General features: G+C 23.2%; 14 protein-coding genes and 1 tRNA gene. 4 read left to right on the top strand and 11 right to left on the bottom strand.

Annotated elements, in window-relative coordinates:
• Window position 1 precedes the first annotated feature (1 nt).
• From D9V64_RS01755 to flgB, 9 genes are all read right to left on the bottom strand, one after another.
• Window positions 2-325 (bottom strand): rod-binding protein, encoded by a 324-nt coding sequence (locus D9V64_RS01755; RefSeq protein WP_158366719.1) that lies wholly within the window; start codon window positions 323-325, stop codon window positions 2-4.
• Window positions 325-1434: a flagellar basal body P-ring protein FlgI gene (locus tag D9V64_RS01750; RefSeq protein ID WP_158366717.1), complete on the bottom strand. Its 1110-nt coding sequence runs from the start codon at window positions 1432-1434 to the stop codon at window positions 325-327. Before D9V64_RS01750 ends, D9V64_RS01755 begins: the two co-directional genes overlap by 1 nt.
• A 185-nt stretch (window positions 1435-1619) precedes the next feature.
• Window positions 1620-2339: a flagellar basal body L-ring protein FlgH gene (locus D9V64_RS01745; RefSeq protein WP_158366715.1), complete on the bottom strand. Its 720-nt coding sequence runs from the start codon at window positions 2337-2339 to the stop codon at window positions 1620-1622.
• Window positions 2340-2412: 73 nt separating this feature from the next.
• Entirely contained in the window at window positions 2413-3195 is a 783-nt protein-coding gene (flgG, locus tag D9V64_RS01740) for a flagellar basal-body rod protein FlgG (RefSeq protein WP_158366713.1), read from the bottom strand.
• Between the two features lie 12 nt (window positions 3196-3207).
• Window positions 3208-3948, bottom strand: coding sequence for a flagellar basal-body rod protein FlgF (flgF, locus tag D9V64_RS01735; RefSeq protein WP_158366711.1), 741 nt, complete (start codon window positions 3946-3948; stop codon window positions 3208-3210).
• 21 nt (window positions 3949-3969) lie between these two features.
• Window positions 3970-5181: a flagellar hook protein FlgE gene (locus tag D9V64_RS01730; protein WP_158366709.1), complete on the bottom strand. Its 1212-nt coding sequence runs from the start codon at window positions 5179-5181 to the stop codon at window positions 3970-3972.
• A 52-nt stretch (window positions 5182-5233) separates the two neighbouring features.
• A complete protein-coding gene (locus D9V64_RS01725) occupies window positions 5234-5911 on the bottom strand; it encodes a flagellar hook assembly protein FlgD (protein ID WP_158366707.1) in 678 nt (225 codons plus the stop codon).
• Between the two features lie 10 nt (window positions 5912-5921).
• A complete protein-coding gene (gene flgC / locus D9V64_RS01720; RefSeq protein WP_158366706.1) occupies window positions 5922-6332 on the bottom strand; it encodes a flagellar basal body rod protein FlgC in 411 nt (136 codons plus the stop codon).
• A gap of 6 nt (window positions 6333-6338) precedes the next feature.
• Window positions 6339-6752 carry a flagellar basal body rod protein FlgB gene (flgB, locus tag D9V64_RS01715; RefSeq protein WP_158366704.1) on the bottom strand — a complete coding sequence of 138 codons (414 nt, stop codon included), beginning with the start codon at window positions 6750-6752 and terminating at the stop codon, window positions 6339-6341.
• Between the two features lie 267 nt (window positions 6753-7019).
• Here flgB and flgA point away from each other — a divergent pair, with 267 nt between their 5' ends.
• A complete protein-coding gene (gene flgA / locus D9V64_RS01710; RefSeq protein ID WP_158366702.1) occupies window positions 7020-7676 on the top strand; it encodes a flagellar basal body P-ring formation chaperone FlgA in 657 nt (218 codons plus the stop codon).
• A 39-nt stretch (window positions 7677-7715) separates the two neighbouring features.
• Window positions 7716-8123 carry a flagellar export chaperone FlgN gene (gene flgN / locus D9V64_RS01705; protein WP_158366700.1) on the top strand — a complete coding sequence of 136 codons (408 nt, stop codon included), beginning with the start codon at window positions 7716-7718 and terminating at the stop codon, window positions 8121-8123.
• 17 nt (window positions 8124-8140) lie between these two features.
• Here flgN and pyrC read toward each other — a convergent pair whose 3' ends face one another.
• Window positions 8141-9181, bottom strand: coding sequence for a dihydroorotase (pyrC, locus tag D9V64_RS01700; protein WP_158366697.1), 1041 nt, complete (start codon window positions 9179-9181; stop codon window positions 8141-8143).
• Window positions 9182-9340: 159 nt separating this feature from the next.
• Here pyrC and murJ point away from each other — a divergent pair, with 159 nt between their 5' ends.
• Both murJ and D9V64_RS01690 read left to right on the top strand, forming a co-directional pair.
• The gene (gene murJ, locus D9V64_RS01695; RefSeq protein WP_158366695.1) at window positions 9341-10867 is read left to right on the top strand and encodes a murein biosynthesis integral membrane protein MurJ; all 1527 of its coding nucleotides are present in this window, start codon (window positions 9341-9343) and stop codon (window positions 10865-10867) included.
• A gap of 204 nt (window positions 10868-11071) precedes the next feature.
• Window positions 11072-12100, top strand: a complete 1029-nt coding sequence (locus D9V64_RS01690; protein ID WP_158366693.1) for an OmpA family protein — start codon at window positions 11072-11074, stop codon at window positions 12098-12100.
• Between the two features lie 62 nt (window positions 12101-12162).
• On the opposite strand, the gene D9V64_RS01685 is transcribed toward D9V64_RS01690, so the two are convergent.
• Window positions 12163-12247: transfer RNA gene (locus D9V64_RS01685), tRNA-Ser, on the bottom strand.
• Window positions 12248-12351: the final 104 nt, after the last annotated feature.

The raw sequence follows: 12351 nt of genomic DNA, 5'->3' as shown, positions 1-12351 counted from the left end.
CTTAAAAATTATTATAAATATAGTTTTTTTGTTCAATTTGTTGCAAAATAATAGTTGTTAATCCAAGACCCTTTTTAGTTAATTCTTTTGAAATTTGTTCATCATATATTTCTGTATATAAACGACTTTGATTATTATCTAATAAATTTCCTTCTGTAATAGAACATCTCATACTTTTTAATAACATATGAATAAATATACCTTCGACTTCTTTAGCTGTTTCTAATGCGTATTTTTTAGGATTGTTTTTAACCTGATATTTTAAATCATTAATAAATTTAGTATTATAATTTGTTACGTTAAATAAAGATAAATTATTTTGCATTAAATTATTTCCAATTTAGCATGAAGACAACCTGCAATTTTCATTGATTGAAGAATAGATATTAATTCATCAGGTTTTGTTCCTAAAGAGTTTAATGCTCGTATTATATGATTTAAACTTTCACTATTTAATGTTTCCATTTCAAGATAATTTTTATTATTAATATTTTTTAATAAATTTTTTTTATTATTTGATAGTGATCGTAAAAAATTTAAATGATCATTTTGATTAATTATTTTATTAATTATGACAGATAAATTTTTATGAGCAACAATACATGTTCCTAGTTTTACTTCTTTATTCATTACAATGGACCCAGTTCTAGGATTAACTATAACTTTTGCTTCTTGTTCAGGCATAGCAATATCTATATCTTGAATATTAGAAAGCATATGAACTTGTATCGTATTATTAGCATAAGTGTTCAATTGAACTGTTTTAGAATTTATTGCTGTTGCTGTATCTGGATATTTCATATTGATCATATCACTTATTTTTTGTGCAATACTAAAATCTTCTTGATTTAATTGTAAATTAATTATTTTTTTCTTTCCAAAATCAGTGTTTATTTCTTTTTCAATTGTTGCTCCATGGTTAATTCTACCTGAGTTTACTTGATTAAGTCTTATAGGATTGTTTTTTTTTTGAGAATCAATTACATCAGATACTAATATATTTCCTTGAGCAATAGCATAAATTTGATTATCTGTTCCTTTTAAAGGTGTCATTAATAATGTACCACCTTTCAGACTTTTTGCATTACCCATAGATGAAACTACTACATCTATTTTTTCCCCTGCGTGACTAAATGGAGGTAATTTTGCTGTAACTATGACAGCTGCTACATTTTTTAAATGCATATTAGTATCTGGTGGAATAGTAACACCTAATTGAGAAAGCATGTTAAACAAGGATTGATTAGTAAATGGAGCTTGTGTTGACTGGTCACCAGTTCCATCTAAACCTACTATTAATCCATAACCAATTAATTGATTATCTCTTATACCTTCAATACTAGTTAAATCACGTATTTTTTCCGCATGAGCAAAAGAATAAAAACTTATTAAAATACAAATAATAAATTTTAATAACGATATTATCTTGAACATAAAATACCTTTTGCATTTACTGTATTAATTCTATTTCTTAAATATATATTATATATACAATATATAATATATTTTTTATAAATAATTTAATAAGTTTTATATGAAGTCTTTTCTCATAAAGGATTTTTTGAAATCCTTTATGAGTTTATATAATATTGAGAATTTTATTTTTATAATTTTAAATATTAAACAGGAGAAATTTTTAATAATAATCGTTGCAACCAACCCATTTTTTGATTTTCATTAATATGACTATTACTTACATACTCAATACGTGTATCTGCAATTTGAGTTGAAGCAACTAAATTATTTTTAGTAATATTATGAGGATTAACTACACCTGAAAATCGAATAAATTCTATTCCTTCATTGATAGCAACTTGTTTTTCACCAACTACTTGTAAATTTCCATTTGGTAGTACTCTTTGTACTGTAACTGTGATGAGTCCAGTAAAAGTATTTTTAGCAGAATGACTTCCTTTTCCATAAAAATCATTTTTACCTATACTATCAAACCCTGTTTTACTTTCATTAATATTAAATCCTAATATAGGATTTAGTTGTCCTGGTGTAATTGTCATACCTAAATTTGTACTACCATTCCGAGTCATATTAGAAGAAGAACTGTTACTTGCACTTATATTTTCTTGTAATACAATAGTTATTGTATCTCCAATATTATGAGATCGATGATCTTCAAATAGTGGTTGATAACCATAATTAACAGGTATATTTTCTTGAAATAAAGAACCATTTATAGTTTTAGAAGAAATATTTGGAGCTACTATAGATGTAGTAATTCCACTCACTAAGGGTTGATTTTCAATAGAAGCGCAACTTTGAATAGCTAATAAAGCAAGAGTAGTTAAATAATATTTAATTTTACAACTAAATAACTTTACCACGGAAACATGATCCTTAATAAAAAAATTTTAATATATCAATTTTTAAATTTATTTTTACTACAAAGTTCAATTATTATAATTGAGATAATTTTTGCAACATTTGATCTGAAGTGTTTATAGATTTACTATTAATTTCATATGCTCGTTGTGTTTGAATCATATTAACTAATTCTTCAGCAACGTTAACGTTAGATGTTTCAACATATCCTTGATATAATAAACCTGTACCGTTTAATCCTGGTGTAGTATCTATTGGGCTTCCAGATGCTTGTGTTTCTTGGTATAAGTTTTCTCCTAAGCTTTCTAATCCAGAATCGTTAATAAAATTGACTAAGTTTAGTTGTCCAATAGAAATTGGTTGTGTTTGTCCTTGTATAGTTACACTTACAATGCCATCTCTTGCTATATTGATATTTGTTGAATTAGGTGGAATATTTATTTCAGGTATAACAGTAAATCCACTATTAGTTACTAATTGACCGTTTTGATCTAATTGAAATGATCCATCTCTTGTATAAGCTATATTCCCATCAGGTAATTGTACTTGAAAAAAACCAGCTCCATTTATTGCCACGTCTTTTGAAGATTCTGTTTTAGACAAATTTCCCTGACTATGAATTCTTTCAGTAGCTACTGGTCTTACCCCTGTACCTACTTGTAACCCGGATGGTAATGTTGTATCAATAGATGAATTTGTTCCTGCTTGTCGTATTGTTTGATACATTAAATCTTCGAAAACTGCTCTAGATCTTTTAAATCCGTTTGTACTAACATTTGCTAAATTATTAGAAATAACATTCATATTAATTTGTTGAGCATCTAGACCTGTTTTAGAAATCCATAATGAAGGAATCATATTTTTATCCTTTTAATTATTAACATTAAGTAACTGATTTGCATGTTCTATATTTTGATCATACATTGATATCATTTTCATATTCATCTCAAATTGTCGTGCATTGGATATCATATCAATCATATTTTTAGTTGGATTAACATTACTTGTTTCTAATACTTCCGATTGTACACGAACAGTATTATCATGTGGAATTGTTGAATATTGATCAACTTCTTTATTTTTTAAATAAAAAAATCCATTAGATTTTTGAATTAAATTATTTTTTGGAAAACGTACTAATTTTAATGATCCTATTTCTTTTTCAAAATTTTTATTTTGTTTTTCATCTATTGTTTTAATTACACCATTAGACAAAATTTTTACATTTATATTATTTGGTATTTTTATATCTCCTTTATTTCCAACTACTTTATGATTTTGAATAGTAAGTTGTCCTTGTGAGTTTATTTGTAAATGTCCATTTTTTGTATATGCTTCTGTTCCATTAATATCTTTTATTACGAACCACCCATCTTTTTTAACAATTAAGTCTAGTTTTCTTTGTGTATTAGTCAGTATACCTTCTGAAAAATTATAATATTTTTGTGTTTGAGTTTTGTATAAATTTTTTACGTTTTCATTTTTTATTGTTAGATTAAATGTTTCTTTAAAACCAGTAGTAGAAATATTTGCTAAATTATTTGCAATAACATTTTGATTTTCTAATATTCGAATAGCAGCTTTCATTGATTGATAAATTATATTTTCCATTAAAATCCTTAACTATTAAAATTATTTTAAATTAACTAATGTACTAATTATTTTATCTTCTGTTTTAAAAGCTTGAGCACTTGATTGATAATTACGTTGTGCTACGATCATGTTAATTAGTTCTTTATTTAAATCGACGTTAGATGATTCTAAAGTTTTTGAAATCATTACTCCAAATCCTTTGTCTCCTGCTATTCCAATATTTTCATTTCCAGCTTCTTGAGTTGCAGACCAAATATTTCCACTTTCTGGTTTTAGTTTTTCTGGATTGACAAATTTTGACAAAAATATTTGACCAATTTTTTCCGTCCTTTGGTTAGTATATTCTCCAATAATTTCACCATTGTTTAAAATTTCAAAAGATTTCAGAAAACCTTCTGGATATCCATTTTGAGAAAGTTCTATTGTATTATCACTATTTTCTGATTTTTTAAGATTACATTTAATATCTAAAGCAAGATTTTTAAAATTTTTTAATTTAATTGGTACACTTGAATCAGAAATTAATTTGCCTTCAGAATTAAACTTTAAATGAATTTTTTCATTAATTTTTTCATTATCTGCACTATTTTCATCATTTGATTCAACTTTTAAAATCCATTCATTATCACTTTTATTAATAGAAATATTTATGTTTTTATCTTTTCCATCTTGATCATAAATAGTTATATTGTTTATTTCTGTATTTGATATATCATCATCTGAACCTGTTATAGTATTAGTAGAATTGGCTTTTTCAATTAAATCTGCATTTAATTCAATTATACTTGTTGGTTTTGTTTTAAGAATTTCAGATTTTTTTAAATTAATAGGTTCTAATTTAGATATATTGTTTAAATCATTTTTTAAATCAAATCGATTTTGACCAGTTAAATACATTCCTTCCATATTAACAATATTTTTATCTTTATCTAATACAAATTGACCGTTTCTTGTATAATATATATATCCTTTAGGATTTAAGACTCTAAAAAATCCATCTTGTACAATGCCTAGATCTAAATTCCGTCCTGTTTGAATTAAGATTCCATTGCTAAAATTTTGTCTTATATTAGAAATCCCAACACCAGATCCAATTATTTTATTTGAACAAAATGAATTAGATACTATATCAAAAAAAGAAGGGGTACTAGATTTAAATCCAATTGTAGAAGCGTTAGCTATATTGTTTGATACAACATCTATATTATTACTATTAGCCATTAATCCGCTAATTGCTTCCATAGTTGACATATTATTTATTCCTTAATTATATTAATGTTTAAAATTTTTTAAGTGTATAGTATTACTTAAAAATTTTATAAATTTTTGATAATGTTGTAGTCCCCATTGCACCCAAGTCTATTATAGGATCTATAGAAGAAGTAATAATACTATTTACTAATGCTTCAGATAAAAATTGAACAGGAACATCTTTATCTTGATTTTTAGCGATTACACTAACATTGTATTTTCCAGTAGGAACAGTATTATTATCTATGTCTAAACCATCCCATATAAAACTATATACACCAGGTTGAACATTTTTTATTGTTTTTATATATATAGGATTACCTTTTTCATCTAATATTTTTATTTCAACTGATGTTGCATGACTAATTAAATCTATTCCAAATTCTGTACTAATATCTTTAGTATGTACAACTTGAGAACTAGGTATCATAATTCGATGACCAATTAATGAAGATACTTGTATATTTTGGTTTTGATTTATTTTATCAGAAAAATTACTTACAGTATTATTTAATCTTTCAATTCCTGTTGCTGTATTAATTTGAGCTAATTGTGATGTTAGTTCAGTATTTTTAATAGGATCGGTAGGATCTTGATTTTTAATTTGTGCCATTAATAAACTTAAAAAATTATTTTGTAAATTTAATGGATTATGAGTATCATTTAAATTGTTAGTGTTTTTAGGAATAATGTTATTATTTATAGAAGAATTAATATTAATATTGCTCATTTTTTCTTCCTTATTCACCAATAGATAATGTTTTTAATATCATGTATTTAGCAGTTTTTAATACTTCTATATTAGCTTGATAAGCTCTTGAAGCAGAAATATGTTCTATTGTTTCACTAATAGGATTAACGTTAGATTTTAAAACATATCCTTTTTTATTAGATAATGGATTATTAGGGTCATATATTATTTGAATTGGATTTTTATCATTTATTATTGCTGCAACTTTTACACCACCTATTCCTGTTTTGTTTGAACGACATGATGTTAAAACAACTCTTTTTGCAATATATGGATAATATTTTCCATTTTTATATATTATACTTTCTGAATTTGCTAAATTTTTAGCAATGATATTAATTTTTTCTGATTGTGCAGTCATCGCAGAACCTGAGATATCAAGTATATTAAACAAAGACATAATTCTTTATCCTTTTAATACATGCATTATATTTTTGATTTCATTTTTAATGAATATTAAATTTTCTTCATATTTTAAAGTATTTTTAATAAATTCTATTCGTTCTCTATCCATATCTACTGTATTTCCATCAACTTTAATAGTATGAGTTTTAATTGGTTGAATTGTAAATAGAGACATGTTATTTTTTTTTATTTTCGGCAATAAATGGTTCGCTGAAGTTCGTTGTAATGTAATTTTAGAAAAATTAATATTATTTTTTAATATTTTTTTGAATGTATCTTTAAAGTTAATATCCATTGATTTATAGTTAGGTGTTTCAGAATTAGCTATATTTGACGATAAAATTTCTTCTCTTTTAGCATACAAATTTAATAAATTTTGATTTAAATTAAACATTGTATTTATTTTTTCAAACATATATTTATCCTTATAAATAAAATTATATTAAATTATTTAAAAATAATAATATTGTTATATTCTATTTTTTTTTCAATATCAAATATTTAATATTTAAAAATCTATTTAATATTTAAATTAGTAAATTATGATTATATTATAACTTTATGAAAATTTTAAATTTTATTAAATATCTTCTCTTAAAAAAATAATTTAAAATATATTATACTTATTAATTAATCTTAATAAATTGAATATTATTTAATACTTTATTCAACAAGGGAAACAATGAAATTAGCAAAAATATTTTTTATTTTATTATTTAATTTTGCTTATGAAACTAATGCTAATGATTTAATAAGTCATTTAAATATATTTTTTAAAAGAGAATATTCTTTTAATATAAATAATTTTAGAATAATAATGGATAATTCATTCACAAGAAAACAAATTTGTAAAAAATCATCTTTTTTATTATCACATAATTTTTATCATTTTGGTTTATTTGATATTTTATATATTTGTGGTAAACAACATGAACATTTAAAAATAAAATTAGAAGCTATAGGAAAATATGTAGTTGCAAATAAAAAAATTATTCGAGGTACAAAAATAAATAAGTCAGATTTAATAAGAATAACAGGGCGTTTAGACAAGTTACCCAATGGTACTTATTTAGAAAAAAAAGATGTAATAAATCGTATAAATGTACGTGATATTTTGCCATTTCAACCTATTACATCTTTCATAACGCATAAATTTTGGATAATTAAAATAAATCAAAAAGTAACTATAAAATTTAAAGGTGTTAGTTTTGAAATTATTACGATTGGAAGAGCGTTAGAAAACGGTAGTATTAAAGAAAAAATACGTGTTCAAATAGAAAATGGAAAGGTAGTTAGTGGAGTAATTAATGAAATTGGAGAAATTGTTGTAATTTTATAAAGTTAATCATATTATTTTCTATAAATAGAGGGTTTAAAGATGAACGAGTTGATTGATATTTTTCAAGAGATGGATAAAATTCTTTTTTTACTACACAAAATAATACATAAAGAATATGTAAATTTATTAGAATCTAAAGTTAATATAAAAAAATTATTTTCGTTAATAGAAAAAAAAAATTATTTATTAAATAAATTAGCTTATAAAAAAAAAATACAATTATCTCTTGAAAAAAGTTATAATATTTATGCACCTTATTTAAAATTTGATAAACTAAACTATTTTTCAAATAGAATAAGAAAAAAATGTATAGTTTTAAATAAAATGAATCTCAAAAATAAAGATCTTATGCAACATAAATTTTATATAAATCAAAAATTTTTAAATTTTTGTAAATCTTATAAAAATCATACTATCTATAATAGTAATGGAAATTTAGAGGATTAATGTTTTATTTAGAATATTTAAAGAACAGACCATGTTAATGTTTCACCAGATAAGAAAGGTTTAATAAAATCTTTCCCGATAGAAACTTTTTCTAAGATTTTATAAGGTTTTTTTACTAATGTAATACTTTCTTTATTTATCGGTACATTATAAAAATTAGGTCCATTTTTTGAGCAAAATGATTCAAAATATTTTAATGCTTTCATTTCATCAAAAACAGTAATATAACACAATAGAGATGATGGAGCATTAAATATTCCAGCACACCCTATTTGATTTATTTTGTTTTTTTGAATATGCGGAGCACTATCACTTCCTAAAAAAAATTTTGTGCTTCCGTTAGATATAGCTTTTCTTAGAGCATTTTGATGTATTTTTCTTTTTAAAATAGGTAAGCAATAAAGATTTGGTTGAATTCCATGCACGAACATATTATTTCGGTTAAGCATTAAATGGTGTGGTGTGATAGTTCCTGCTAAATATGGTGAATTATTTTCTTCAATATATGATACAGCTTCTTTAGTAGTAATATGTTCTAATATTATTTTTAGTTCTGGAAATATTTTTCGTAATGGTTCTAGTGTTTTTTCAATAAACTTCGCTTCTCGATCATAAATATCAATGTTATTATTATTTTCTTCCCCATGAACTAGTAATGGCATCTTTATTTTTTGCATTAATTCTAATATATGAAAAATTTCACTAATTTTATTAATACCTGTTTTTGAGTTTGTTGTAGATTGATTTGGGTATAATTTTGATCCTATAAATATTTTTTCAGTAAAACCATGTTGTAATTCTTTTAAAGAAGTATCTTTTGTTAAATAACACGTCATTAGTGGTGTAAATTGTTTGTTTTTAGATAAATTTATAATTCTATTCTTATATGCAATCGCTTTTTTACAATCTATAATTGGTTCATTGAGATTAGGCATAATTATTGCACGTTGATAAAACATTTGAGTATATTTTATTACTTTTTCTAAAATATCTTGGTCTCTTAAATGAACGTGCCAATCATCAGGTTTAATTATTTTAATTTTTTTTAAAGATGACATTTTTGAAATATTTATTTTATTTATAAAGAATAATTATTATTTAGAGTTGTTTTATAACATGTTAAATATTTTATAATCAAGAAAATTTTATTAATATTGAAAATAAAGTATTTTTTAAATTAAAATTATAGTCTTTAACCGTTTTTAGGTTAGTTTAACATGAATCTTTTGAAATCTTTATTTTCTCTTAGTTTTATGACATTAATATCACGTATATTAGGTTTTTTTCGAGATCTTGTAATTGCTCATATTTTTGGTGTTTCTATTTATACTGATGCTTTTTTTGTAGCTTTTAAAATTCCGAATTTATTACGTAGATTGTTTTTCGAAGGTGCTTTTTCTCAATCTTTTATTCCTGTTTTAATATATTATAAATCAAATAAAAAAATACAAGATGTAAAAGATTTTATTGGTTCTTTATTAGGTTTAATTATTATATTTTTATCAATTTTAATAATATTAGGAATTATATTTTCTCAAGATTTAATTAAATTTAGTGCACCTGGTTTTACTAAATCGATTCAAAAATTTCAAATAGCTTGTACTTTGTTGAAAATTATGTTTCCTTATATTTTATTAGTTTCAATGTCTTCCTTATATTCCTCTATTTTAAATAGTTGGAATTATTTTTCTGTTCCTGCATTTGCATCAAGTATTTTAAACATTACTATTATAATTTTTTCTATTTTTTTAAATAGTTTTTTTAAAGTTCCAATTCTTATATTGGCTTGGTCTGTTATTATAGGTGGAATGATTCAATTGATATATCAATTTCCATATTTATTAAGAATAAATATGCTTATAACTCCAAATTTTTATTTTAAAAATATTGGTCTATTAAAAGTTTTAAAAAAAATAGGACCATCTCTTATTGGCGCATCTGCAAATCAAATTTCTTTAATTTTTAATACTATATTTACTTCATTATTAAGTTCAGGATCTATATCTTGGATGTATTACGCCGATAGATTAATTGAATTTCCAATAGGTATATTAGGTGTTTCTTTAAGTACAGTTTTATTTACATATTTATCAAAAAGTTATTCTCAAAATAGATTAAAAGAATATAAAAAATTAATTAATTGGGGTTTTCGTATAGGTTTAATTTTATCTTTGCCAAGCTGTATTATATTATTTGTTCTTTCTAAACCCCTAATTATTATTTTATTTCAATACGGAAAATTTACAAGTTTTGATGTTTTAATGACACAAAAAGCATTAGAATTATATTCTATTGGTTTAGTTGCTTTTGTTTTAGTTAAAATTTTATCTGCAGCTTTTTATGCATCTCAAGAAGTAAATATCCCAACACGTATTGCACTTTTTACTTTGTTTATAACGCAAATATTAAATCCATTTTTAATTTTTTATTTTCAACATGCAGGTTTAGCTTTATCTTTTAGTATATCTGGATGGATAAATTTTTTTTTATTATATTGGAAATTATATCAAAAAAAGCTAATTTGTTTGAATTTTAATGAATTAATTTTTATTTACCGTTTATTTATTGCAATACTTTCTATGATATTTATTTTAATTTTTATGTTATATTTTTTTCCTATATATGATATAAGTTCTCTTTTCAGCAAAATAATGCGTTTGTTTACAATTTTATTTATTACTGGAATAATTTATTTGACTAGTTTATATTTTTTAGGAATATCTTTATTTAAATCATTTAAATAACAGTAAAAATTATAATTCATGTAAATTATAAACAATTATATATTATATAAATAATATAAAATAATTGTATTGATTTATACTATTCATATTGATTTATATTATTAATATAATATTTATTATATAATAAAAATTATATTTTATTTTTCTAAAAAAATATTTGCACTTTTTAATTATTTATAATTTATCTAAAAATGGAGTTTTCAAATGAAAAAACGAGCTATTACTATTCTAGTTCTATTAGTAAGCTTAGTCAGTAATGTTCAATCAAAAAGTAATGATGGATGGTATTTAGGTGCTAAAGTTGGTTGGTCTAATTTCAATCTTTTAAAATATACAGAACTTCAATCTTTAAAACACGATCAAAATATAAATGCACCTGTTTTTGGTTTATTTTTAGGATATGAATTTAATCCTTATTTTGGTTTAGAAATAGAAAATGATACTACTGGTTTTACTCCTCATTTAATGTTTCAGAAATCTAAAGAAAATATACAAGCTAACAACGTTCAAATTTCAACAAAACTATCTTATCCTATTACAGATGATTTTCGAGTATATACTCGATTAGGAGGAATGATGTTTTGGGAAAACTTGACTTCTAAACAAGATTTAACAAATGTTTTTAGTAGACATAGTTTATTATTTCCTAGTTTTTCTTTAGGTGCTGAATATATTTTTAATGATGAATTTATTACTAGATTCGATTACACATGGAAAAGCAGTGTTGAAAATCTTATGAATTTATCTAAACCTACTTTAGGAGATGCAGTTATTTCATTTGCATGGAAATTTGGCAAATCTAATATTAATGATATGTTTAACACATACTCTCCAGAAACAACGCCTAATAAACAATATATTGCATTAAATGAAAATATTAATTTCCCTTTTAATAGTACAGAATTAAGACCTATATCTTATGATAAATTAAAAAAGATTGATAATGAAATAAATAATATTAAATCAAAAAATATTTATATTACACTTTCAGGTCATACAGATAGATTAGGTAATAAAGAATATAACCAAAAATTATCTGAAGAGCGTGCATATAGTATTAAAAATTATTTTACTTCTCATGGGATCTCTGAAAATAAAATAAATATTCAAGGAATGGGTAATCAGTATCCTATAACCGATCAAGTATGCAAAGATATAGAAAGTAGATCACTATTAATTAGTTGCTTAGCACCTGATCGTCGTGTAGAAATTGAGGTTTCTGCTGATCAATAAAAATTTTTAATTTAAAAGTTTTGGAGTGAAATTATTAATTATTTATATATTTAGCACTTTTTCGGAGAGAGAGAGATTCGAACTCTCGGATGATTGCTCATCGGCGGTTTTCAAGACCGCTGCCTTAAACCACTCGGCCATCTCTCCATAATTTAAGAATACTTAATATAAAATTAAGTAATTTATAGAATGTTTATAATATTAAAACATTATATTGCTGAATGTAAAGATAATTTTTTTATTTTATTAAA

This window comes from Buchnera aphidicola (Aphis nerii), assembly GCF_005083105.1.
Taxonomy (GTDB): domain Bacteria; phylum Pseudomonadota; class Gammaproteobacteria; order Enterobacterales; family Enterobacteriaceae; genus Buchnera; species Buchnera aphidicola_AS.
The sequence above is the reverse complement of the archived record's forward strand: the minus strand, read 5'-3'. Positions and strand labels throughout refer to the sequence as shown.